The sequence below is a fragment of the Promicromonospora sp. NPDC023987 genome (genome assembly GCF_040639055.1).
Lineage (GTDB): Bacteria > Actinomycetota > Actinomycetes > Actinomycetales > Cellulomonadaceae > Promicromonospora.
Genome location: NZ_JBEZZF010000080.1, coordinates 1 through 22,922 on the forward strand (window position 1 = coordinate 1; position 22,922 = coordinate 22,922).

At 71.7% G+C, this 22,922-nt stretch carries 21 protein-coding genes; 11 read left to right on the plus strand and 10 right to left on the minus strand.

The features are described 5' to 3' along the window. The coding region (locus AB0F40_RS24055; RefSeq protein ID WP_357473759.1) for a lytic polysaccharide monooxygenase at positions 1 to 699 on the plus strand (699 nt) is incomplete at its 5' end. 93 nt (positions 700 to 792) lie between these two features. Next, positions 793 to 1,674: a phosphotransferase gene (locus tag AB0F40_RS24060; protein WP_357473762.1), complete on the plus strand. Its 882-nt coding sequence runs from the start codon at positions 793 to 795 to the stop codon at positions 1,672 to 1,674. Here the strand turns inward: AB0F40_RS24060 and AB0F40_RS24065 are convergent. Beyond that, entirely contained in the window at positions 1,653 to 2,936 is a 1,284-nt protein-coding gene (locus tag AB0F40_RS24065; protein ID WP_357473765.1) for a DUF418 domain-containing protein, read from the minus strand. The genes AB0F40_RS24060 and AB0F40_RS24065 overlap by 22 nt on opposite strands. Positions 2,937 to 3,096: 160 nt before the next feature. On the opposite strand from AB0F40_RS24065, the gene AB0F40_RS24070 reads away from it, so the two are divergent. Further along, a complete protein-coding gene (locus tag AB0F40_RS24070) occupies positions 3,097 to 3,930 on the plus strand; it encodes an aminoglycoside 3'-phosphotransferase (protein ID WP_357473768.1) in 834 nt (277 codons plus the stop codon). Positions 3,931 to 3,940: 10 nt separating this feature from the next. Here the strand turns inward: AB0F40_RS24070 and AB0F40_RS24075 are convergent, their stop codons facing one another. Then, the gene (locus AB0F40_RS24075; RefSeq protein ID WP_357473771.1) at positions 3,941 to 4,489 is read right to left on the minus strand and encodes a CGNR zinc finger domain-containing protein; all 549 of its coding nucleotides are present in this window, start codon (positions 4,487 to 4,489) and stop codon (positions 3,941 to 3,943) included. Positions 4,490 to 4,527: 38 nt separating this feature from the next. On the opposite strand from AB0F40_RS24075, the gene AB0F40_RS24080 reads away from it, so the two are divergent. From AB0F40_RS24080 to AB0F40_RS24090, 3 genes are all read left to right on the plus strand, one after another. Beyond that, positions 4,528 to 5,523, plus strand: a complete 996-nt coding sequence (locus AB0F40_RS24080) for a DMT family transporter (protein WP_357473774.1) — start codon at positions 4,528 to 4,530, stop codon at positions 5,521 to 5,523. Between the two features lie 73 nt (positions 5,524 to 5,596). After that, a complete protein-coding gene (locus tag AB0F40_RS24085; RefSeq protein ID WP_357473777.1) occupies positions 5,597 to 8,359 on the plus strand; it encodes a DUF3516 domain-containing protein in 2,763 nt (920 codons plus the stop codon). Positions 8,360 to 8,533: 174 nt separating this feature from the next. Then, a complete protein-coding gene (locus AB0F40_RS24090; RefSeq protein WP_357473780.1) occupies positions 8,534 to 9,835 on the plus strand; it encodes a hypothetical protein in 1,302 nt (433 codons plus the stop codon). A gap of 19 nt (positions 9,836 to 9,854) precedes the next feature. On the opposite strand, the gene AB0F40_RS24095 is transcribed toward AB0F40_RS24090, so the two are convergent. Further along, on the minus strand, positions 9,855 to 10,610 hold the full coding sequence (locus tag AB0F40_RS24095) for a sulfite exporter TauE/SafE family protein (RefSeq protein ID WP_357473783.1): 756 nt from the start codon (positions 10,608 to 10,610) through the stop codon (positions 9,855 to 9,857). A gap of 80 nt (positions 10,611 to 10,690) precedes the next feature. Between AB0F40_RS24095 and ybaK the strand changes: the two genes are divergently transcribed. Then, the gene (ybaK, locus tag AB0F40_RS24100) at positions 10,691 to 11,233 is read left to right on the plus strand and encodes a Cys-tRNA(Pro) deacylase (RefSeq protein ID WP_357473786.1); all 543 of its coding nucleotides are present in this window, start codon (positions 10,691 to 10,693) and stop codon (positions 11,231 to 11,233) included. 39 nt (positions 11,234 to 11,272) lie between these two features. On the opposite strand, the gene AB0F40_RS24105 is transcribed toward ybaK, so the two are convergent. Further along, positions 11,273 to 11,683 (minus strand): YccF domain-containing protein, encoded by a 411-nt coding sequence (locus AB0F40_RS24105; RefSeq protein ID WP_357473789.1) that lies wholly within the window; start codon positions 11,681 to 11,683, stop codon positions 11,273 to 11,275. Between the two features lie 117 nt (positions 11,684 to 11,800). On the opposite strand from AB0F40_RS24105, the gene AB0F40_RS24110 reads away from it, so the two are divergent. Further along, positions 11,801 to 12,631 carry a YggS family pyridoxal phosphate-dependent enzyme gene (locus AB0F40_RS24110; protein WP_357473793.1) on the plus strand — a complete coding sequence of 277 codons (831 nt, stop codon included), beginning with the start codon at positions 11,801 to 11,803 and terminating at the stop codon, positions 12,629 to 12,631. A gap of 123 nt (positions 12,632 to 12,754) precedes the next feature. After that, positions 12,755 to 13,408 (plus strand): GNAT family N-acetyltransferase, encoded by a 654-nt coding sequence (locus AB0F40_RS24115; RefSeq protein WP_357473796.1) that lies wholly within the window; start codon positions 12,755 to 12,757, stop codon positions 13,406 to 13,408. A 15-nt stretch (positions 13,409 to 13,423) separates the two neighbouring features. On the opposite strand, the gene AB0F40_RS24120 is transcribed toward AB0F40_RS24115, so the two are convergent. The 6 genes from AB0F40_RS24120 to AB0F40_RS24145 all read right to left on the minus strand — a co-directional run bounded on the left by AB0F40_RS24120 (position 13,424) and on the right by AB0F40_RS24145 (position 20,559). Beyond that, positions 13,424 to 14,383, minus strand: coding sequence for an N-acetylmuramic acid 6-phosphate etherase (locus AB0F40_RS24120; protein WP_357473799.1), 960 nt, complete (start codon positions 14,381 to 14,383; stop codon positions 13,424 to 13,426). Between the two features lie 95 nt (positions 14,384 to 14,478). Beyond that, the gene (locus AB0F40_RS24125) at positions 14,479 to 16,209 is read right to left on the minus strand and encodes a glycoside hydrolase family 3 N-terminal domain-containing protein (protein WP_357473802.1); all 1,731 of its coding nucleotides are present in this window, start codon (positions 16,207 to 16,209) and stop codon (positions 14,479 to 14,481) included. Continuing rightward, a complete protein-coding gene (locus tag AB0F40_RS24130) occupies positions 16,206 to 17,078 on the minus strand; it encodes a carbohydrate ABC transporter permease (RefSeq protein WP_357473805.1) in 873 nt (290 codons plus the stop codon). Before AB0F40_RS24130 ends, AB0F40_RS24125 begins: the two co-directional genes overlap by 4 nt. Continuing rightward, a complete protein-coding gene (locus tag AB0F40_RS24135) occupies positions 17,075 to 17,983 on the minus strand; it encodes a sugar ABC transporter permease (protein WP_357473820.1) in 909 nt (302 codons plus the stop codon). Before AB0F40_RS24135 ends, AB0F40_RS24130 begins: the two co-directional genes overlap by 4 nt. Positions 17,984 to 18,018: 35 nt before the next feature. Continuing rightward, positions 18,019 to 19,317 carry a sugar ABC transporter substrate-binding protein gene (locus AB0F40_RS24140; RefSeq protein ID WP_357473808.1) on the minus strand — a complete coding sequence of 433 codons (1,299 nt, stop codon included), beginning with the start codon at positions 19,315 to 19,317 and terminating at the stop codon, positions 18,019 to 18,021. Between the two features lie 180 nt (positions 19,318 to 19,497). Continuing rightward, entirely contained in the window at positions 19,498 to 20,559 is a 1,062-nt protein-coding gene (locus AB0F40_RS24145) for a biotin/lipoate A/B protein ligase family protein (RefSeq protein WP_357473811.1), read from the minus strand. Between the two features lie 180 nt (positions 20,560 to 20,739). Between AB0F40_RS24145 and AB0F40_RS24150 the strand changes: the two genes are divergently transcribed. Both AB0F40_RS24150 and AB0F40_RS24155 read left to right on the plus strand, forming a co-directional pair. After that, positions 20,740 to 21,870, plus strand: coding sequence for a BadF/BadG/BcrA/BcrD ATPase family protein (locus AB0F40_RS24150; RefSeq protein WP_357473814.1), 1,131 nt, complete (start codon positions 20,740 to 20,742; stop codon positions 21,868 to 21,870). A 111-nt stretch (positions 21,871 to 21,981) separates the two neighbouring features. After that, positions 21,982 to 22,884 (plus strand): MurR/RpiR family transcriptional regulator, encoded by a 903-nt coding sequence (locus AB0F40_RS24155; protein WP_357473817.1) that lies wholly within the window; start codon positions 21,982 to 21,984, stop codon positions 22,882 to 22,884. Positions 22,885 to 22,922: the final 38 nt, after the last annotated feature.

Consider the following 22,922-nt stretch of genomic DNA (forward strand, 5'->3'; position numbering starts at 1 on the left):
GACACCCGAGGCCACGGCGGGTACGTCGTGGCCCCGCCCACGGTGACCGACGCCGGTCGCTACCTGGTCGGCCTGGACGCCGAGCCCGAGCCGCTAGGCAAGACAGTGAACCGTGCACGCACTGCCACCCGGCAGACCAGACTCCTGTTCTCCGCCCTCGCAGCGTTCGCGCTCGCGGCGGGCTTCATCGTCGCCGCCCCGAGCGCGGTCCTGCCGCAGGCGCAGGCCCACGGCTGGATCACCAGCCCGCCGAGCCGCGCCGACCACTGCGCCACCGGAAACGTCAGCTTCGACTGCGGCGGCCTGCAGTACGAGCCGCAGAGCGTCGAGGCGCCGAAGGGCTCGATGCAGTGCTCCGGCGGCAGCCGCTTCACCGTGCTCGACAACAACTCGCTCGCCTGGCCGCGCACCAACATCAGCGGCCAGACCACGTTCCGGTGGACGCTCACCGTCCAGCACCGCACGTCCACCTGGGAGTACTTCGTGGACGGCCAGCTCTTCAAGACCGTGGACGACGGCGGTGCCAAGCCCGGCGCGACCGTCGAGCACACGCTCACCGGGCTGCCGGCCGGTGACCACACCATCCTGGCCCGCTGGAACATCGCCGACACGGCGATGGCCTTCTACCAGTGCATCGACGTCTCGGTGACGGGCGCGCCAACGACGACGTCGTCGCCGACCGCCATGACGGCCGTCTAACCCCGCAACCGTTGAGATCCGGATGTCGGTCACTGCCCACGAGCGGAGCGGATCGGGTGCACTTTTTCACCCGCTCTATGGGACGATGGTGCCGTGTCGAGCGTGTTCGTCGGCATCAGTCCGACGCCCGTCGAAGTACCGCCCGTCGTATCTGCCCTGGCAAGCCGGCTGCGGTCCGGTGCGACGGTCATTCCCGTGTGGCGCAACGAGTACGGCGGCCTCACGGTCCGGCTCGAGGCGGGGTGCGCGCGCCGGAGCTCGTACCTCAAGTGGGTGCCCGACGACGCCCCCTGCCCCGACCCCCTCGCCGAGGCCGATCGCCTGGTCTGGGCCGCCTCGTTCATCCCGGTCCCCCGGGTGCTGGACGTCGGACGCGACCCGGACGGCTCGTGGCTGCTCACCGCGGCCGTCGAGGTCGGGGGCACGACGGCGGCGTCGGCCATCGAACCCCGGTGGCGCGCCCTGGCCGCGCGGTCCGCGATCGCGGTCGGGGTGGGCCTGCGCCGCTTCCACGACGCGCTGCCGACGGACACCTGCCCGTTCGTCCGGACGGCGCGGACCCGCGTCGCGGTCCTCAGCGCCGCCCCGACCGCTCCCCTGAGCGCGGCAGACCGCACGACGACGGCGGTGGCCCTCGGCGTCCCGCCACCGGTCGACCGGGCCGTCGTCTGCCACGGTGACGCCACCGTGTCGAACACGCTCCTCGACCAGGCCGGCCGGTTCGCAGCCCACGTCGACGTCGGCGACCTGGGCGTGGCGGACCGCTGGTCGGACATCGCGGTGGCCACGCGGAGCGTCACCCGTCGCTACGGCCCCGGCCTGGAACCGCTCGTGCTCGCGGCCTACGGTGTGGCGCCCGACCACGAGCGCACCACGTACTACCGGGCGCTGTGGGACGCCGAGGAGGTCGCCCGTACCCGAACCAGGGCGACGCACCTGGCGGCGTCGGCGGGTCAGCGACGGCGCGCGTCGTAGACGCGGTGCATCAGCAGCTCGATCGGCCCGCGCGGCCACCGCCGCAGCCAGAGCGGGGCCACGACCATCAGCGCCAGCGAGATCCCCGCCCAGATCGCCACGGCCTGCCAGGGGCCACCGCCGGCGAGGCCGAGGCCCCAGTCGTAGCAGAGCGCCGACGCCAGCACGTTCTGCAGCACGTAGCACGACAGCGCCGTCCGCCCGACCCCCTCGACCCCGCGACGGAGCAGGCCGGCAGGGCCGCGGCTCGCGGCTGGCGCGGCTGTCTGCGTACCTGGCTGGGCGCTGCGCTGCGCTCGCGCCCGGGCCCGCGTCTGCGCGCCGTCGACGAGGGTCGTGCCAAGGGCCAGGATGCCAAGGGCCACGAGGGGCGGGACCAGGTAGCGGTCCACGAGGAACCAGTCCGGCCCGGCCCAGGCCGTCAGCGCGTTGAGCGGGACGCCCGCCCCCAGCCCGAACCAGGCGAGCCGACGGCGCAGCCGCGCCCCGTCCTCGCTCGTCGAGAACATGCCCGCCCGCACCAGGCGGGACCCCACCAGGAACAGGACGGTGGCCGACGGGACGATCAGGATCAGCTCGATCCGGAACACGTCCAGGTGCGTGATCCGCAGGAGGACCTGGTCGAGCCAGCTCGCCGTCGACAGGGTGGCCGTCGAGGAGGCGGGTGCCCCGTCGCCGGCCGCGTCCGTCCCCGCCGCCGCGCTGGACGTCACGAGCAGCGCGGTGACCGCGGCGATCCCCACGACATGGATACCGGCCAGGACGCCGCCCCAGGCGCGCACCACCCGGTCGCTCCGTCCGATCAGGTACGCGGCCAGCACTGACGCGATCGCGTACCCCATCAGGACGTCGAACTCGAAGACGAGGACGTAGTGCACCAGGCCCTCGACGAACAGGATGCCCGCGCGCAGCGCGTACCGGCCCGGCCAGGGCAGGCCGCGCCTGACCATGGACCGGTACTGCAGCTCCAGGCCGACCCCGAACAGCAGGGTGAGCAACCCGAGGAACTTCCCGTTGACCAGCGCCTGCAGCACCCGCTGGACCGGATCGGGGGTGGCGAAGCCGTTCGAGATCCACTCGGCGGGCCCGCCGGGCGTCGTGAAGATCCAGATGTTGCTGGCGAGCGTGCCGAGGATCGCGACCCCGCGCAGCACATCGAGGGCGACGATCCGGCCCGCGGCGCCCGGCGCGCCCGACATCCTCGGCGCGGGGGCCGACGGCGTCGTCGCAGGTGGCGAGCTCGGCGGTGTGGTGGCAGGCATGCCATGACCTTCTCGTGACCGGCCGGCACCGTCGTCGGCCGAACGGGCGATCTCCGGACTCCCCGCGTACATCGTTCGGACGACCTCGGGGCAGCCCGCACCGGCGCGGGCGCCGGAATTCACGTCGTGGCGGCGCGACCGGCTCTGGCACGCTGACCACATGACGATCCCCACCGGCGCGGTCACTGTGCCCGACGTCGTGCGTGAGATCGCCGGCGACGCCCTCATCACGCCGGCCTGGAGCAACGAGCTCGGCGGCCGCACGTTCCGCCTCGACCCGGTCGGCCCTGTCGGCACGGTCGGCTCGCCGGACGGGACGGCACGGAGTGCCGCACAACGGGGAGCTGCCTTCGTGAAGTGGGCGCCTCGTACGGACCGGGCGGCGGCCGAAGGGATCGACCTCGCCGACGAGGCGGCACGGATGCAGTGGGCGGAGCGGTACACGCCGGTGCCGCACGTCCTCGAGGTCGGCGCCGACGAGGACGCCGAGTGGCTGGCGACGGTGGCGATCGAGGCGAGCTCCGCCGTCGACCCCCGCTGGCTGGCGGACCCCGAGACCGCCGCGCGGGCGATCGGGTCCGGGCTGCGCGCGCTCCATGACGCGCTGCCCGTCGACGAGTGCCCCTGGACCTGGAGCATCGCCGACCGGATGGCCGTCGCCGAGACCCGGGCGACCCGCGGCCATCCGGCCGACGGCTGGTCGGTCGAAGCGCGGGCTCGCCTCCTCGACGCCCCGGACCACGACCGGCTCGTCGTCTGCCACGGTGACGCCTGCGCACCCAACACCCTGCTCGCCGACGACGGCAGCTGGGCCGCGCACGTGGACCTCGGCGCCCTCGGCATCGCCGACCGCTGGGCCGACCTGGCCGTCGCGACCTACAGCCTGGGCTGGAACTACGGCCCGGGTCACGACCACCTGGTCTACGAGGCGTACGGGATCGACGAGGACCCGGACCGGGTCGCCTACTACCGCCTCCTGTGGGACCTCGGCTGAGCGGGACCCGCTACACCGTCGAGGCCTGATCAGCCCGCCGGGCCCGATGGGCCGCCTGGGCGTTGCGGTTGCTGCACGTCGTCGAGCAGTAACGGCGTGACCGGTTGCGGGAGAGGTCCAGGACGATCCCCACGCAGTCGCTGTCGGCGCAGACGGTGAGGCGGGACATCTCGTCGTCGCGGATCACGTCGATCATCGCCATCGCCGTCTCCACGAGGATGCGGGTGGCGAACGGAGCGTCGGTCGGCACGGCGTGGATGTGCCAGTCCTCCGGCGGGTGCCGCACGAGCTGGGGTACCGCTCCCGCCGTGGCCAGCATCTCGTTCACCAGAGCCGCGGCCGAGTCGCGGTCCGCGGTGAGCAGCTCGCGCAGTCGCGGCCTGAGCCCCAGCACCTGGCTGAGCTCGGCCTGCGTACGGTCGCGCCGTCCCGTATAGGCATGCTCGACGAAGAACGCGTCGAGATCCGCGACCGTCGCGATCGTGACCGGCGGCTCACCGCCGTTCACCAGTGCGACGGCGGACTGGAGCGCTCCCTCGGTGTCATGAGTGAAAACCACATTGACACATTACCCCGGCGGCCATAGCGTCAGGACCCATGAGCGCTGTGACACCTGACACCGACCGCACGGGCAGCACCGGCAGGGCCGGTGCCGGCCGAGCGCCGGGGAGCCGGCGGCTGACCACGGGGCTCGTGCTCGCGGGCGTCTCGGCAGCGGCGTTCAGCCTGTCGGGGGTATTCGCCAGCGGGCTGCTCGACACCGGCTGGAGCCCCGGCGCCATGGTCCTCGTCCGCGTCGCCATCGCGGCGCTGGTGGTGCTCCCGCTCGGCATCGTGTCGCTGCGCGGGGACTGGCGTCCCGTACGCCGCAACCTCGGCCTGATCGCGGTCTACGGGGCGGTGTCGGTGGCGGGCTGCCAGTTCGCCTACTTCTCGGCCGTGCAGCACATGCCCATCGGCCCCGCACTCCTGATCGAGTACACGTCGCCCGCCGCCGTCGTCCTGTGGTTCTGGCTGCGGCACGGCCAACGGCCCACGAGAGCGACGATCGCGGGCACGCTGCTCGCCGCCGTCGGGCTGGTGCTCGTGCTCGACCTCGTCTCCGGCGTGCCGGGCGCCACATCGGTCAGCCCCGTCGGCGTCGCCTGGGCGCTGGTCGCGATGCTCGGGGTCTCCACGTACTTCGTCATCAACGCGAACGTCGACACCGGCCTGCCGCCCCTGGCCCTGGCCGCGGGCGGCCTGACCACCGCAACGCTGGCACTCGGCCTGCTCGGCGCGACCGGCATCATGCCGCTGACCTACAGCACCGCGCCACCGGTCTACGCGGGCGCTGAGGTGCCGTGGTGGCTGCCGGTGGTCGGGCTCGGCATCGTGACCGCCGGCCTCGCCTACGTCACCGGGATCGCCGCCGGCCGGCTCCTGGGCCCCCGGCTGTCGTCCTTCGTCGGGCTGTTCGAGGTGGTCGCCGCCATCGGCTTCGCCTGGCTGCTGCTCGGCGAGCTGCCCCGCACCATCCAGCTGGTCGGCGGCGTCCTGATCCTCGCCGGCGTGGTCGCGGTCCAGGCCGGCGAGAAGCGGACGGCGGTCTGACGACAGACAGGGTGCCGTGCGCACCGTCGGGGTCGACGGCGCTCTTCACCCGCCTGCAACAATGGGCAGCACCATGACGGCGCCCTCTTCGACAACCTCGACCACCTCGACAACCTCGACCTCCTCAGCAGCCCTCTCGTCCGCCGGTGACCCCGGCTCGGCGTCGGCCGTCCCCAGGCCTGCCGGGACCTTGATCCCGTACCTGCCGGCGCCGACGGGCAAGGATCCGGACCCGGACGTCCTGTTCGAGAGCTTCAGCGAGTGGGCCGCGGCCGGCGGGCGGGCGCTCTACCCGCACCAGGAGGAGGCCCTCCTCGAGGTCATGACGGGCTCGCACGTCGTGCTCGCGACGCCCACGGGATCGGGTAAGTCGATGGTCGCGATGGGTGCGCAGTTCGCCGCCCTGGCGGCCCACCGGTCGGGACGCGGCGGGCGCACCTACTACACGGCCCCGCTCAAGGCGCTGGTCAGCGAGAAGTTCTTCGACCTGGTCGCGGCGTTCGGCTCGAAGAACGTCGGCATGATGACCGGCGACTCCGCGGTGAACCCGGACGCGCCCATCATCTGCTGCACGGCGGAGATCCTGGCGAACGTCGCCCTCCGCCGCGGTAACGGCGACGAGGACGATGACGACGACGAGGTCATCGCGCAGGTCGTCATGGACGAGTTCCACTACTACGGCGACCCGCAGCGCGGCTGGGCCTGGCAGGTTCCCCTGCTGGAGCTCACGGACACGCAGTTCATCCTGATGAGCGCGACGCTCGGCGACACGGCCCGGCTCCGCGAGGACATCGAGGAGCGCACCGGCCGGCCCGTCGCCGAGGTCGCGGGCGCCGAGCGCCCGGTGCCGCTCACGTTCTCCTACGTCGTCGAGCCGCTCACGGACGTCATCCAGGAGCTCGTCACGACCCACCGCGCCCCGGTGTACGTGGTCCACTTCACCCAGAAGGACGCCGTCGACCGGGCGCAGTCCATGCTGTCGATGAACGTCTCCACCAAGTCCGAGAAGGAGGCCATCACCGCGGAGATGGGCGCCTTCCGGTTCGGCACCGGGTTCGGCAAGACGCTCAGCAAGTTCCTGCGGCACGGCGTCGGCGTGCACCACGCCGGCATGCTGCCGAAGTACCGCCGCCTCGTGGAGCGACTCACCCAGAAGGGCCTGCTCAAGGTCGTCTGCGGCACGGACACCCTTGGCGTCGGCATCAACGTGCCGATCCGCACGGTGCTGCTGACCAGCCTCGTGAAGTACGACGGCGAGCGCATGCGTCACCTCAGCGCGCGCGAGTTCCACCAGATCGCCGGCCGGGCGGGCCGCGCCGGGTACGACACCGTCGGCGAGGTGCTCGTCATGGCGCCCGAGCACGTCATCGAGAACCGCAAGATCCTGGCCAAGGCGGGCGACGACCCGAAGAAGCTCAAGAAGATCGTCCGCAAGAAGGCGCCGTCGGGCAGCGTGAACTGGACCGAGGCCACCTTCGAGCGGCTGCGCGACGCCGACCCCGAGCCGCTCGTGTCCCAGTTCCGCGTGAACCACGCGATGGTGCTCAACGTCCTGGCGCGGGCCTCGTCCCACCGGGCCGCGACCGATCCCATCGACGCCATGCGCCACCTCCTGACGGCCAACCACGACACCGAGACGCAGCAGGCCGAGCACGTGCGCCAGGCATTCCGGATCTACCGCTCGCTGCGGCTCGCCGGCGTCGTCGAGAAGGTCCGGGTGCCCGACGGCGGAGGCGGCCTCCGTCCGTCCGCCCGCCTCATGGTGGACCTCCCCCGCGACTTCGCGCTGAACCAGCCGCTGTCCCCGTTCGCCCTCGCGGCCATGGACCTGCTCGACGTCGAGAGCGCCACGCACGCGCTCGACGTCGTCTCCGTCATCGAGGCGACCCTCGACGACCCCCGCCAGGTGCTCATGGGTCAGCAGAACAGGGCGCGCGGCGAGGCCGTCGCCGCGATGAAGGCCGAGGGGATCGAGTACGAGGAGCGCATGGAGCTGCTCGAGGAGGTCACGTGGCCCAAACCGCTGGGCGACCTCCTGGAGCCCGCGTTCCAGACGTACCGCCGCACGAACCCGTGGGTGGCGGACGCCGAACTCTCCCCCAAGTCGGTGGTGCGCGACATGGTCGAGAAGGCCATGACGTTCACCGAGATCGTGAGCGTGTACGGGCTGGAGCGCACCGAGGGCGTGGTGCTGCGGTATCTCGCCGACGCCTACCGTGCGGTACGTCAGGTGGTCCCCGACGAGCACCGCACCGAGGAGGTGCAGGAGATCATCGAGTGGCAGGGTGAGCTCGTGCGGGGCGTCGACTCCTCGTTGCTCGACGAATGGGAGCGCTTGGCGAACCCCGTGGACGACGACGCCGATCTCGTGACCGACGGCGAGCTGGCCGACGCCGGCGCGGAGGCCCCCGTCCGGCCCGTCACGGGCAACCCGCGCGCGTTCCGTCGCCTGATCCGCAACGCGATGTTCCGCCGCGTCGAGCTGATCGCGCGCGAGTCCTACGGTGCACTGGCTGCGCTGGGTGGCGGCTGGGACGCCGACGCCTGGGGCGACGCCCTGGACCCGCTGTTCGAGGAGCAGGGCGACGACGCCGTCGGGATCGGTCCGGAGGCGCGCTCTGCCGCGCTGCTCACGATCCTCGAACCCGGTGCGGAGCTGCCTGGTAGCGCCGGGGGCGACACCATCCGCGTGGAGCCGGGCACCTGGTGGGTCCGGCAGGTGCTCGACGACGCCGACGCCAACCGCGACTGGGCCGTCACCGCACAGATCGACCTGGCGGCGAGCGACGAGGCCGGCGAGGTCGTGCTCACCGTGCTCACCGTCGGCCAGATCTGACCCTCCCGACGCGTCAGACGCACAGGTCGCCCTGGTGACCCGTGCGTCTGACCGCTCGCGCCCGCACAAAGGCGGTTTACCGTTTATTTACCTTAGGAGCGACTTGGCGTAAAATTCTTTTATTAGAGTTGCGGTCAGCAGTGCCGACGGCGCTGCCCGGACCCAGGAGTGCCAATGACGACGCACCTGCGCAACCCCGACCGCCGCCTCCGCCACCTCACCCCGCTAGTCGCCGCCTGCCTCAGCGCGTTCGGCCTGCTCGCCGGCCTCGTGATCACCGCGACCCCGGCGTCCGCCGCACCGTTGGCGTCCGCGGCACCGTTGACGACCGACGGGCCCGGCGAGGGAGCACCGTGGGTCGTGACCCTCGGCGACTCGTACATCTCCGGGGAGGCCGGCCGCTGGGCCGGCAGCTCCAACGACGACTACCGGCGCGCCGACGCGCTCGGCGAGCACGCCTACCACGACAACGCCGACGGCACCGGCGAGGAGATCGCCCGCTGCCACCGCGCGTCCTCCGCCGAGGCCCACATCGGCGGCGGGGTGAACGGCCTCAACCTCGCCTGCAGCGGGGCCACCACCGCCACCTCCACCGGCCAGTACTTCAAGCCCGGCATCGACTTCTACGACGGCTCGGCAGGCCAGGGCCAGGCCCTCATGCTCCAGGAGGCCGCTGCCACCAGGAACGTCCGCATGGTCGTGGTCTCGATCGGCGGGAACGACTTCGAGTTCGCGAGCGTCGTCCAGACCTGCGTGGTCAACTTCCTCACCTCGCCGACGTGGTGGAAGAACTACTGCCACGACGACAGCTCGGTCGCGGCCAACTTCACCGCCGCCAACGTCGCCGACATCCGGTCCCGGGTGGCGGACTCCCTCGACAACGTCGCGACCGCCATGAGCAACGCCGGGTACAGCACCGACCAGTGGACGCTCGTGGTCCAGACCTACCCGTCACCCGTGCCGGACGGCTCGGAGATCAGGTACTCCGAGTCCGGTTACACGCGCCAGTTCACCGGCGGGTGCGGCCTCTGGAACCGGGACGCCGACTGGGCCAACGCCACGGCGCTGCCCACCATCAACGGTGCGCTGCTCGGTGCCGCGGCCGACGTCGGGCTCCCGAACGTCCGCACCCTCGACATGACGCACGCGTTCGACGGCAAGCGGCTGTGCGAGGAGGGCGTCGGGCTGTACGAGGAGGTGGGCCTGCCCGACTGGCAGTCGCCGGGCGCCGTCGACCGGACCGAGTGGGTCAACCAGATCCGCACGGTCAGCACGATCGGTGACTCGCCGTACTCCGTCCAGGAGTCGCTGCACCCCAGCTACTGGGGACAGCTCGCGATGCGCAACTGCCTGCGCCAGGTCTGGAACGACGGGTCCCCACGCAGCGGGAGCTGCACCATCGGTGACCTCGGCGCGGCCAGGCTGACGCCGTCGGGCGAGCCCCGGATGGTCCTGGGACCGCTCGACCAGGGCTGATCCGGCGCCGCCCCGGGCGTCAGCCGACCAGACCGAACAGGCCGCGGCCGAGCGTCGCGAACCCGCCGATGTAGGCGAGCGTCACGAGCACCTTGCGCGTGGCGCTCGCCGAGATCCGCCCGACGAGCAGCTCACCCAGGCCCATGGACGCCACGAGGGCCACGCCGACCGCCACCCACTCCCACACGGCCAGGTCCGGGAACGTGGCGTCGGCGACCATGAGCTTGGCGATCATGGCGGCTATCGCGTTCGTCAGGAAGATCGGCTGGGCGGTGGCCGCGAAGGCGCGGGGGTCCCAGCGGTCGAGCACGGAGTAGACGGCGATGGGCGGGCCGCCGATCCCGGCGGCGACGCTGCCGAACCCGGCCGCCGCACCCGTGACGAGGAGCGGCAGGCGCGCCTCGGGTGCGAAGGGCCGCTTCGTCCCGCGCAGGCGCGAGGTGACCAGGGCGAGCGTCATCGCGAGCACGACCAGCGCGCCCACACCGATCTCGAGGGTGGGCGCGCCGGCGTCCCGGATGAGGAACGCGGCCGGCACGCTGACCACGATCGACCCCGTCACGAGCCAGCCGTAGCGGCGCCAGTCGACGCCGCGGACCGTGCGCCAGAACACGAGCAGCGCCATCATCGCGCCCACGAGGTTGACGAACAGCACGCCCTCGACCGGGCCGAGGAGCAGGACGATGAACGGGCCGGCGACGAGCCCGAAGCCCATGCCCGCCACACGCTGCAACGAACCCCCGACGAGGATGGCGAGGATCAGTAGAGCGAGCACGCCCCCACGCTAACGGAGCAGTTTCCGACCGGGTTCTGCGGGATTGCGCCGCCGGGCGCCGGAGGCGGCAGAATCGCGTCGTGGCCAAGAACTCGGAGAGAAGAACGTCGGCGAGCAGGGCGACCACCAGGAAGGCGGCACGTGCCAGCCACGGGACGCCGGCCGTCGTGTCGCTCGAGCAGGCGGGGGTGCCGCACACGCTGCACGCCTACGAGCACGACCCGTCGAGCGACCTCAGCTTCGGGATGGAGGCCGCCGAGGCGATCGGCGTCGACGCCCCGCAGGTGTTCAAGACGCTGCTGGCCGACGTCGACGGGAAGCTCGTGGTCGGCATCGTGCCCGTGGACCGCAAGCTCGACCTCAAGGCCCTGGCCCGTGCCGCGGGCGGCAAGAGGGCCGCGATGGCGGAGCCCGCGGCGGCCGAGCGCGCCACCGGCTACGTGGTCGGGGGCATCTCGCCGCTGGGCCAGAAGACCCGGCACGTCACGGTGCTCGACGAGTCCGCCGAGGCGTACGACGTCGTCTACGTCTCCGGCGGCCGGCGCGGGCTCGACGTCGGCCTCGCGCCGGCCGCCCTGCTCACCCTCACAGGCGGGACGACGGCGCCGATCGCCCGTGACTGAGCGACCGCGCCGCCACGACGGGGCGGCCGCCCCGCGGGGTCAGGCCGAGACGGTCTTGCGGTAGGTCGGCAGCACGGCGTCGCTGGCCACGATCTGCTTGCCCAGCGGCATGAGGGACACCGGGATGAGCTTGAGGTTGGCCCAGGCCATCGGGATGCCGATGATCGAGATCACGAGCGGGATCGCCGTGATGATGTGCCCGAGGGCGAGCCACCAGCCCGCGACGATCACCCAGATCACGTTGCCGACCAGGGCCAGCGCACCGGAACGCGGGCTCTCGACGACCTCGCGCCCGAACGGCCACAGGGCGTAGCCCGCGATACGGAAGGAGGCGATGCCGAACGGGATGGTGACGATGAGCAGGCAGCAGATGATCCCGGCGAGCATGTATCCGAGCCACAGCCCGAACCCCGCGAAGATGACCCAGATGATGTTCAGCAGCGTCTTCATGGGTCCATCCTTCCGTAGAGCGACGGGTCACCGGAACCAGGAAACCCCCTGACCTCACCCTGAGCCGCACGCGGCCGCCGGTGCAACCGCGCGGGGCCGCCGAAATAGACTCGGCCCGTGCCCGACCAGTCCCAGCCCTCCGTGCCCCAGCGTCCCGCGACGAAGCCCCAGCGTCCTGCGCCCGACCCGTCCGAACCGCCCGCGACCGGGCCAGGCTCCGGTTCGGTCGCCGCCCGGCTCGCCGTCGTCCGCGCCCGCATCGCCGCGGCCGCCGACGCCGCCGGGCGCGACCCGGGCGCGGTACGCCTCCTCGTCGCGACCAAGACGCAGACCCCTCAGGCCGTGCTCGAGGCGCTGGCGGCGGGTGTCGACCTGATCGGCGAGAACCGGGTGCAGGAGCTCGTCGCGAAGGCTCCCGCCGTCGCCGACCGTCTCGCGGCGGGCACGCTGGAGGTGCACATGATCGGTCATCTGCAGCGCAACAAGATCAACCAGGTCCTGGCCACGGCCACGGGGCTGGAGACGCTCGACTCGCTGGACCTCGCCCGGTCGATCTCGGACCGGTGCGTGCGCGACGGTCGCACCGGCGACCGCGCACTGGAGGTGATGGTCCAGGTCAACGTCACGGGCGAGGCGAGCAAGTCCGGCGTCGGGCCGGACGACGCCGTCGAGCTCGCCACCGCCGTCGCCGCGCTGCCGGGCCTGCGGCTGACCGGGTTCATGACCATCGGCGCGCACCTGGACTCCTCGGCGGAGGACGCGGTCCGCGCCGGGTTCGCCCGGCTGCGCGGGATCCGGGACGCCGTGCTCGCCTCGGGGGCGCCGGGAACGGCGACCGCGACAGAGCTCTCCATGGGCATGTCCGGCGACCTGGAGCTCGCGATCGCCGAGGGCGCGACCATCGTGCGGGTGGGTACGGCGATCTTCGGCCCGCGGCCGGCGCCCTGACGCACGGCCCTCGCCCGGCGCACGTGACCGCCACCACTCTTTGACCCAGGTCACAGACGCCGCACCCACCCGGCGGCTAAGGTCTTCGGGTCCCCCTGCCGACTCCCCTGGAGTGATCGCGCCATGCCCACGGCCACCCTGCTGCGCCCCGCCACTGACGCCGATATCTCACGCCTGGTCACGCTGAACAACGCCGCGATCCCCGCGGTCCCGGACACCCCGGCCGCCGACATGGCCGAGCTGCTCGACGTCGCGTCGCTCGCGCTGGTCGCCGTCGACCCCGACAGCCCCGCGGACCCGCTCGGCTTCGTCGTCGCGCTCGAGAGCGGCGAGGACTGGCCGGGCGAGAACTACGCCTGGTTCGAGGAGCGCGGGCTGGACCACCTGTACGTCGACCGCATAGTGGTCGGCGAGGGTGCACGCGGCCGTGGCATCGGTCAGCTCTTCTACGACGCCGTGTTCGACGCCGCACGCACCGGCGGCCACGAGGTCGTCACCTGCGAGGTCAACCTCAATCCGCCGAACCCCGGCTCGATGCGCTTCCACGGCCGGCTCGGGTTCGAGGAGCGTGGGCAGCAGCTCACCAAGGGCGGAGACGTGCTGGTCGCGAAGCTGGCGGCCGACGTCGGCAGCGCCGACGCGTACGAAGCCGCGGGCCGCGCCGCCAAGCGCCGGGCCGCGACGAGCCGTGCGACGACGACCGGGACGAGCCGGGCCGGCGCCCCGACCACCGGGACCGCGGCGGCACGGGCAGCGCTCACGACCGCCGCCGTCTGACGCCGCGGGTCCCCGCTACGCCGGGTCGATGCCGAGGGTCGCCAGGGCGTCCCGCACGGACGGCCCGCCGATCCGGCCAGGCTCCACGGCAAGGGCCCGCGTCGCCACGGACCGGTCCACGCCCGCGACGAGCATCACGAGGGCGGCCCGCAGGTCGCCGTCCGTAGCGGCCAGCGCGTTCCCGCACACGCCCGGCTCCAGGTTCGTGGCCTGCGTGAGCAGGCGCACCAGGCGCTGGCGCAGCTTGGCGTTGGTCGCGAGCACCTCGACCATGAGGTTCGAGTACGTCTTGCCGAGCCGCACCATGACCGCCGTCGAGAAGGTGTTGAGCACCATCTTCTGGGCGGTGCCCGCCTTCATGCGGGTGGACCCCGTGATGGCCTCGGGCCCGGTGTTCACCAGGATCGGCACGTCCGCCTTCGGAGCCAGGGCCGCGAAGGGGTTGGACGCGAGCAGCACGGTCCGCGCGCCGCGGGCACGGCCCATGTCGAGCGCTCCCCCGACGTACGGGGTGCCACCGCTGGCGGCGATCCCGAACACGATGTCGCCGGGCCCGACGTCGGCGACGAGCGCGCCGCCCGCCTCGATGTCGTCCTCCGCACCCTCGGCCGCCTTCTTGAAGGCGTTCAGCCCGCCCGCCAGGTGCGGCACGAACATCTCCTCGCCGACGCCGTAGGTGGGCAGCAGCTCCGCGGCGTCGAGCAGGCCCATGCGGCCCGACGTGCCCGAACCCACGTAGTGCACCCGTCCCCCGGCGCGGATGCCCTCCACGGCCAGGTCGATCGCCTCGACGATGCGCGGGTGCGCCGCGCGTACCGCGGCGATGACGGCGGCGTCCTCGTCGGTGATCATGCGCACCATCTCGGCCGTGGAGACCACGTCGATGTCACGTGTGCGCGGGTTGCGCTCCTCGGTGGGTGAGACCGGGCGCGGCGCCGACTGTGCGTGCCGTTCGAATCCCGCCTCCGCGATCATCGGCGAGCCCCTTTCGTTCTACGTGCTGTGTGCTCTTGGACCCTGTGCTGCTCATCGCTCATCGGTGCTCATCGCTCATCGTCGCTCGTCGCTCGTCACTGGTCGCTGCTGTGCTGCTCTTCGCTGTCCTGCCCGCCCGAGTGTCCACGGAGGCGCTCGACGGCAGCCCTCGCGTTCGCCCGCCCGGTACCGCACGCCACCACCACAGCCGGGCCACCTCCGCTCAGCGTCCCGAACCAGTCCTCCACCGGCCCGGGAAGACCCGTGTGCACCACGACGAGATCCGGCCGCACCGCCCAGAGCTGCTCCAGGCGGTCTCGTTCGGCCGAACCCGGGACGGGTTCACGGGTGATCACGACCAGTGGTTCGGAGCGGAGCGCGTGCTGGAGGGGGTCCTCAGGAAATTCTGCACCACGTTCGGTACCGGTTCTGTCGAGATCCGCCAGTACACCGTACCGGGTGAATCGGGCAATTAGCACTGCAAGTCCATGTTGGTCCAGACCAAGTTCCGCGGGCACCCCGTCGCGGGCACCGTCCTCGGCCTCTTCGCCGGGAAACACCCTGGCCCCTGGCCACGTCGCGGTGACGGCCGCCTGCACGTGCCGGGCCTTGCGTCCGGCGGCATGGTCGAGCCGGGTACGCAGGTCGACGACGTCCGGCTCGGCCCCTGGCGCGAGCGGCACCAGGCGCCCGCCGCGCACGTGCACGACGGCGTCCGCGATCTGCGCTCCCAGCCCGGAGAGGTCCGCGAGCGCCTCCGTCGCGACGTCGACGCCGGCTGCCGTCCCTGCGGCCGTCCGCCGGTCGCGGACCGCGGTCACGAGCGCCTGGGTGCGGGCCCTGGACTCCTCGAGCTGCTCGACGGTCAGCCGTCCGGCGGTCACGGCCTGGCTCAGCGCGTCGTACGACTCGGTGTACAGGGCGGGGTCCAGGCCGAGGCAGAGCAGGTCGGCGCCGGCCTCGACGGCGCGGACGGCGGCCTCTCCCACGGAGCCGGTGAGCTGGCGCAGGGCGCCCATGTCGAGGGCGTCGGTGATGACCGGCCCCTCGTGGCCGAGCTCGCGCAGCAGGCGGGTCGCGGCCGGCTCGACGGAGGCGGGTGCCGGCCCGAGCGCGGGAAAGAGCACGTGGGCGGTCATGACGGCGTCGAGGGCGGACTGGCCGGCGTCCCGGCCCTCCGGCCGCAGGGCGCGCGCGAAGGGCAGGAGGTCCCGTGCCCGCACGATGTCGAGCGGCGCGTCGACGACGGGCAGGCCCACGTGGGAGTCGACGGTGGTCGCACCGTGCCCGGGGAAGTGCTTGCCGCACACTCCGACGCCGGTGCTGCGCACGCCGCGCGCGAACGCGATGCCGTGCCGGGCGACGTCGTCGGGCGTGGTCCCGAAGGCGCGCACGCCGATCACCGGGTTGTCGGGCTCGGAGACGACGTCGAGCACCGGGCCGAGGAGCAGGTCGATGCCGGTCGCGGCGAGCAGCCGGCCCATTGCCCGGCCGGCGTGCAGCGAGACGGTGCCACCACCGGGGTTGGCGCCGAGCGCGGCGGCCCCCGGCAGCGACGATCCGGTGACCGCTTCGAGCCGCGACACGTCGCCGCCCTCCTCGTCCACGGCGATCACCAGGTCGGGCGAGATCGCATGGAGGGCGGCGGAGAGGGCCGCTGTGGTGGCGACGTCGGGGGTGTTCCGCGCGAAGTAGACGACGCCGGCCAGCCCGGCGCGGGCGGCGTCGGCCAGCCACTCGGGGACGGCCGTGCCCTCGAAGCCGGGCAGGAGCACGCCGTTGACGGCGCGCTCCGCGCGAGCCGGCCCGGCGTGCTCCGCGGTCATGCCTTCACGGCTCCCGCGGTGAGGCCGGAGGCGAGGCGGCGCTGGACCAGGATGAAGAAGATCATCACGGGCACGGTGATGATCGTGGACGCCGCCATGATGGCGCCCCAGTCGTTGGAGTGGATGCCGAAGAACGAGCGGAGGCCGATCGCCACCGTGTAGCTCTCCGTGGCGCCGCCGAGCATCGTCATGGCGAAGATGAACTCGTTCCACGCGGTGATGAAGCTGAAGATGCTGGTGGCGACCAGGCCGGGTGCCACGAGGGGCAGCAGGACCGACCAGAACATGCGGCCCCAGGTCGCGCCGTCGAGGTAGGCGGCCTCCTCCAGCTCGACGGGGACCGCGGCGACGAACCCGCGCAGCATCCAGATCCCGAACGGCAGCGCGAGCGCCACGTAGACGACCATGAGGCCGATCAGGGTCCCGAGCAGCTGCAGGTCGCGGACCTGGACGAACAGCGGGATGACGAGCGCCTCGAGCGGCACCATCTGGACGATCAGCACGAGCATCAGGATCTGGGTGCGCATCCGGAACCGGAAGCGCGCGACCGCGACGGACGCCAGCAGCGCGAGGACCGACGAGACGACCACCGTGCCGAGCGCCACCAGCAGGGAGTTGCGCAGGAACGTCCCGAACCCGCCCTCGGTGAGCACGAACACGTAGTGGTCGAGCGTCGGCTCGGCCGGCCAGAAGCTGTTGGTGTGCCCGGCCTGCGCGTCCAGCGAGCTGTTCAGCATCCAGTAGACGGGGAACAGCGTGAACAGGAGCAGCAGGGCGACGAGCACGCCCTTGCCGAGCTGCTTCAGCGGTGAGCGCCGCGCGGTGCGCCGCAGCGGGCGCAGGGTCGGGGCCGAGCGGGTGACGCTCATCGTTCCTCCTCCGCCAGGACGGTGCGGACGTAGACGGCGGTGATCGCGAGCAGCAGCAGCGTCAGGAGCACGGCGATCGCCGAGCCGAAGCCGTACCGGTTCTGCCCGAACGACTCGACGTACGACCACACTCCCAGGTTCAGCACGGACCGGTTCGATCCCGCGCCGCCGGGCATGAGGTAGACCTGCGCGAACACCTTGAAGTCCCAGATGGTCGACAGGATGATCACGACGGCGAACACCTGCCGCAGCTGGGGCACGATGATCAAGAAGAACCGGCGGAACGCGCCGGCGCCGTCCATCTCCGCGGCCTCCAGCATCTCCTTGGGCACGCCGAGCAGGCCGGCGAGCACGGTGACCGCGACGAACGGGAACCCGTGGTGGATCACGTTGAGCAGGACTATCGCGTAGAACGACCACCGGTCGGTGAACCAGTTGGTGGGGTCGTCCAGCAGGCCGAGCCCCATCAGGACGTCGTTGAAGACCCCGCGGTCGGCGTCGAAGATCCAGACCCACACGTACGTACCGGTGACGGCGGGCATGGCCCAGGCCGCCATGATCGCGCTGGACGTGACGGTGCGCCAGAAGGTGCCGAGCGACGCGAGCAGCACCGCCACGCCGGTGCCGAACGCGACGGTGCCCGCGACGGACAGGACGGCGAACCCGACGGTGTTGGGCAGCACGACGGTCCACAGCTCTGGCGACGTCAGGATCTCCGCGTAGTTCCCGGCGCCGATCCAGTTGGGCTCGCCCGTCGTGATCTCCCGCAGACCGTAGTCCTGCAGGGAGAAGAGGAACACCCGCACCAGCGGCCACAGCAGCAGCACGGCCAGGACCGCCAGCGCGGGGGCGAGCAGCAGCCAGGGCCGCACGGTGGCGGCCCTGGCCCGGCTGAGCCGCGGCAGTGTCTTTCGCGGACGGGTCTCCGTCAGCTGCTGAGTCACTCAGACCCGTTCAGGACGTTCGTCATCTCCTCGGCGGCTGCCGTGCTCGCCTCGTCGACCGTCGCGTCCCCGGAGAGGATCGACTGCATCATCGTGCTCGTGGTGAGCTTGGCCTGCACAGCGCCGTAGGTGGGCGCCACGGGCACGGACGCGCCGCCCTCGACGAACTGCTGGGCGAACGGCGCCACGAGCGGGTCGGTGCTCTCGAGCGTCTCGTCCAGCAGCGAGACCTGGCCGGGGAAGTACCCGGACTGCTCGCCCCACTGCTGCGCGAACTCGCCGGTGGTCATCATCTCGATGAACGTGAAGGCCAGGTCCTTGTCCTCGGCCGTCTCGAACATGCTCAGGTGCGAGCCACCCAGGACCGACGGGGCGATGCCGCCGTCCTGGCCGGGGATCGGCACGGCGGCGAACTTGCCCTCCATGTCCGCGTTCGCGTCGACGATCGCACCCGGCGTCCAGGAGCCCATGACCGCCATACCGACGTCGCCCGCGGCGAACGCGTCGAGCACGTCGGTCTCGCGCCAGGTGGTGGCGCCCTCCGACGAGTAGCCGCCCTCGGTGGCCAGACCGGTCCAGAACTCGATGCCCTCCTGCGACTCGGGGCTGTCGAGGTGCGAGGTCCAGGTGTCGCCCTCGAGCGTGGCGACCTCGCCACCGGCTCCCCACACCCACGGGTAGACCGTGAACTCGGCGTCGCCGGGGACGGCCACCGCGATCTTGTCCGGGTACTCCTCCTTGAGCCCCGCCGCGGCCTCCTCGAGCTCCGCCCACGTGGTGGGCGGCTCGACACCGGCCTTCTCGAACATCTCCGTGTTGTAGACGAGCGAGCGCACCCCGGCGTACCAGGGCATGCCGTAGAGCTGCTCGTCGTAGGTCCCCGCCTCGACCAGCCCCTCGACCAGGTCGTCGCCGATCCCGGCAGCGTCCACGTACTCGTCCAGCGGCGCGAGCGCGCCGGCGTCGGCGAACTCGGGGGTCCAGGTGGTGCCGGTCTCGGCGACGTCGGGGGTGGTGCCACCGGCGATCGAGGTGACGAACCGGTCGTGGGCGTCGCCCCACTCGACGAACTCGACGTTGAGCGTCGCGCCGGTCTCCTCCTCGAACGCCGTCGAGACGTCGGCGAAGAAGCCGTCGGCCTCGGGGTTCGTGCCCTGCATGATCCAGACGTCGAGGGTGCCGTCACCCTCGCTCTCTCCGCCGCCGCCCCCGCCGCCGCCGCAGGCGGCCGTCGTGGCAGCGAGAAGCAGTGCACCAGTGGTTGCAGCTATGGGCCGTCGCATCGCTCGAGTCATCGTTCGGCTTCCTTCCGCTCGGTGCCGCGAGAGAAGCCAGGTGAAATTCCTGAGAAATGAAATTCCCTATACGCGGCATTGCGTGGAGATTACTGACGGGATGAACTATCTGCTAGGGGTGTTACCAAACCGTGATTGCCCATGATGGCACGCGATCCGAACCAAGTCCCGTGGCGCGTTCTACAGAACGCGCGCGGTCCATTTCGGCGTGCCGAACTTCGACTCCACCAGCTCGCCTGCCAGCCCCCACTCGGTGGGGGTGATCTCGCCGGTCACGGTGCGGTACCGCGCACGGAAGGAGGCCTCGAGCGCGTCGATCACCGCGGCCCGGCCGAGCCCGGTCTGGGAGCGCAGCGGATCGACCCGCTTGCTCGCGCTGCGCGTGCCCTTGTCGCTGAGCTTCTCGCGCCCGATCCGCAGCACGTCGGTCATCGTGTCCGCGTCCATGTCGTACGCCATCGTCGCGTGGTGCAGGACGGCGCCCCCGGCGAGCCGCTTCTGGGCCGCGCCGGCGATCTTCCCGGCGGGCGAGGCGATGTCGTTGAGCGGTACGTAGGCGGCGTCGATGCCGAGCTCGTGCAGCGCGCCGATCACCCAGTCGTCCAGGAACGCGTAGGACCGTTCGAAGCTCAGGCCGTCCACGAGCGAGCCCGGCACGTACAGGGAGTAGGTGATCGTGTTGCCGGGCTCCATGAACATGGCGCCACCCCCGGAGATCCGCCGGATCACGCGGGCCCCGTGCCGCGCGGCACCCTCGACGTCGACCTCGTTGCGCAGGGACTGGAACGATCCGATGATCACCGCGGACTCGTCCCACTCCCAGAACCTCAGGGTCGGCCCCCGCCGCCCGGCGCCGAGCTCCTCGGTCAGTACCTGGTCGAGCGCGACGTTGAGCAGCGGCGACACCGCAGGAGTACGGACCACCTGGAACTCGTGGTCCTCCCAGGCGGTCGCGTGGCCCAGCGCGCGCCGGGTGGCCACGGCCACGGCGTCCGCGTCGAACCCCACGGCAGTGGCCCCTTCGAGCGCACCCCGCACCGCCTCGGCGAGCTGCGCCTTCGAGGCGTCGGTGGGCATGCCGTCCAGGGCGGCACCCATGGCTTCCAGCGCCTCGTCGGGCTCGAGGAAGAAGTCCCCGCTCACCCGCGTGCCCACCAGCCGTCCCGGGGGTCTCTCCGCCTCGACCACATCGGTCTCGACACGAACCAGCTTTCCGAGTGGAACCTTGAACTCTCCTCGCACGTGTTCACAGTAGGCGACGGTGCCTGCGGTGTCCGACGTCGGGAACCGCGCCTTAGGTACGGAAGGTGCGGCCCGGCGTCGGGCACATCCGTTTATTTGGCGAGAAGGCGTCTCAGAACAGACCAGAATTTCCTCCTCTCTTTAGACAACCTTGCCCTGGTTTCGTGTCAGAATGACCTGGTGTCCGAACTCGCACAGGGTATTGATGAAGCGGCGGTCGACGCCTGGGTCGTCGCTCTCGACGTAGGCGGCAGTGGCTCGCGCCTTGTCGCTGAATTCGGCAGTTCCACACACCCCGAGCGCATCAGCCTGAGCGGTCGCGCCGTCAAGGTGAACCACCACGGCAGCGACGCTCCCGCCGTCGTCGCCTCGCTGTGCCAGTCCTTCAACGCGTGGGCCGCACGCATGGGCCACGACGGGATGAGCGACGGCAGCACCGCACCCGTCGCCTCCGCCGCCGTCGGCATCACCGGCCTGACCTCGCTGGTCGAGAAGCCGACCGACGTGCACGACATCCTGGCGCGCGAGCTGCGGACCAACCGCACCGCCGTCGCCGGTGACGCGCTCACCGCCCACCTCGGCGCCCTGAAGGGGCGCGCCGGGGCAGTGCTGTCGGTGGGTACCGGTGCCGTCGCGTTCGGCTACGACGGCGTGAGCCGCTGGCGCCGCGCTGACGGCTGGGGCCACCTGCTCGGCGACCTGGGCGCGGGCGTCTGGGTCGGCGGCGAGGCGCTGCGCGCCGCCGGTCGCTACCACGACGGCGCGTCCCGCGGTGCCTCGAAGCGCCTCCTGGAGGCGGCGGTCGCCAAGTTCGGCCTGATCGAGAGCTGGCCCAACCAGTTCTACAAGAACGCGGAGCGTGCCCGGCAGCTCGCCTCGATGGCCCCTGAGGTCATCATCGCGGCGGCCGAGGGCGACTCCACGTCGATCCGGATCCTCGACGAAGCCGGCCGGCACCTCGCCGACACGCTGTCGAGCGCGCTCGGCCGGGGCATCCCGCCGCTCGCCTCCACGACCGGCCGTCTGGTGCAGGAGGAGTCGCCGCTCACGGTGTCGCTCACCAAGCACCTCTCCGAGGACCGGCCCGACGTCTCGCTCGTACCGAGCGACGGGTCGCCGCTCGACGGTGCGCTCAACCTGGCCCGCCGCCTGCGCGAGGCGCCGCAGTCCGTGGCCGGGTTCCGGCCGTGGCTCACGGTCCGGGTGGACGGCCACCACACCCTCAACGAGGCGCCCGAAGACGTCGGCGCCTCCGACACCCTTGCTGCGGAGCTCTCGGCGACGGACCTGCCCGGTGACGAGCTTCAGTGACCGGTTGTCGTTCACTGCCCGGTTCCATCACCACTGCGTCACGCCCGGATCCCCGGTACGGGTGTATGTTCTCGACCCCTAGACCCACCACCCCATCCCGGGAGATGCGACATGACAGGTGACGTCCTCGTCCGACTCAGGCGCGCACTACCTACGCTGCGACCAGCGGAGGCGAGGGTGGCGCAGACGGTCCTCGACGACCCGAACACCGTCGTCCAGTCGACCATCACTGAGCTCGCCGGCCACGCGGACACGTCACAGGCCACGGTCGTGCGCTTCTGCCGCGCCGTCGGCTATGCGGGCTACCCCGAGTTCCGGATCGACCTCGCCCAGGCGACCAGCCGGCGTGAGGTCGAGATGGAACGCTCCGGCATCGCCGAGGGCGAGATCAACCAGACCGACGACATCGAAGCCGTCGTCTCGAAGATCGCCTTCCACGAGGCCCGCACCATCGAAGAGACCGCCCGCATGATCGACACCGACGCGATCGAGCGGGTCGCCACCGCGATCTCCGAGGCCAAGCGGGTCGACGTCTACGGCGTCGGATCCTCCAACCTCGCCGCCGCCGACCTCGCGATGAAGCTGCAGCGCATCGGGGTGTTCGTGTTCACCTCCCCCGACCCGCACCAGCAGCTCGCCTCGTCGGCGCTGCTCGAGCCGGGCAACGTGGCCATCGCCGTCTCGCACTCCGGGCAGACGCGGGAGACCAACCAGGCTCTGGAGAACGCCCGCAAGCGTGGCGCGCTCACCGCGGCGATCACGAACTTCCCGGACGCGCCGATCGGCCTCGTGTCCGACGTCGTCCTGGCGACCACTGCCCGCGAGACCCAGTTCCGGGTCGGGGCCATGTCGAGCCGCATCGCTCAGCTCACCGTCGTGGACTACCTGTTCGTCCGCGTCGCCCAGCGCACGTACGACCGCTCGTCCATCGCCATCAAGGCGACGTACGACGCCGTGCCTGACTCGTGCCACATCTCGGCGTTTCGTTATCGGCGGAGCTGTGGTCTGGGGTGATGGTCGCGGGTTGGGCTGTTCGGGGTGACTAACGGGCT

Bases quoted from the DNA above. Each gene is read 5' to 3' on its own strand.
- AB0F40_RS24065 (WP_357473765.1), bottom strand. From the start codon at position 2,936: ATGCCTGCCACCACACCGCCGAGCTCGCCACCTGCGACGACGCCGTCG.
- AB0F40_RS24070 (WP_357473768.1), top strand. From the start codon at position 3,097: ATGACGATCCCCACCGGCGCGGTCACTGTGCCCGACGTCGTGCGTGAG.
- AB0F40_RS24080 (WP_357473774.1), top strand. From the start codon at position 4,528: ATGAGCGCTGTGACACCTGACACCGACCGCACGGGCAGCACCGGCAGG.
- AB0F40_RS24085 (WP_357473777.1), top strand. From the start codon at position 5,597: ATGACGGCGCCCTCTTCGACAACCTCGACCACCTCGACAACCTCGACC.
- AB0F40_RS24090 (WP_357473780.1), top strand. From the start codon at position 8,534: ATGACGACGCACCTGCGCAACCCCGACCGCCGCCTCCGCCACCTCACC.
- AB0F40_RS24105 (WP_357473789.1), bottom strand. From the start codon at position 11,683: ATGAAGACGCTGCTGAACATCATCTGGGTCATCTTCGCGGGGTTCGGG.
- AB0F40_RS24115 (WP_357473796.1), top strand. From the start codon at position 12,755: ATGCCCACGGCCACCCTGCTGCGCCCCGCCACTGACGCCGATATCTCA.
- AB0F40_RS24120 (WP_357473799.1), bottom strand. From the start codon at position 14,383: ATGATCGCGGAGGCGGGATTCGAACGGCACGCACAGTCGGCGCCGCGC.
- AB0F40_RS24125 (WP_357473802.1), bottom strand. From the start codon at position 16,209: ATGACCGCGGAGCACGCCGGGCCGGCTCGCGCGGAGCGCGCCGTCAAC.
- AB0F40_RS24130 (WP_357473805.1), bottom strand. From the start codon at position 17,078: ATGAGCGTCACCCGCTCGGCCCCGACCCTGCGCCCGCTGCGGCGCACC.
- AB0F40_RS24140 (WP_357473808.1), bottom strand. From the start codon at position 19,317: ATGACTCGAGCGATGCGACGGCCCATAGCTGCAACCACTGGTGCACTG.
- AB0F40_RS24155 (WP_357473817.1), top strand. From the start codon at position 21,982: ATGACAGGTGACGTCCTCGTCCGACTCAGGCGCGCACTACCTACGCTG.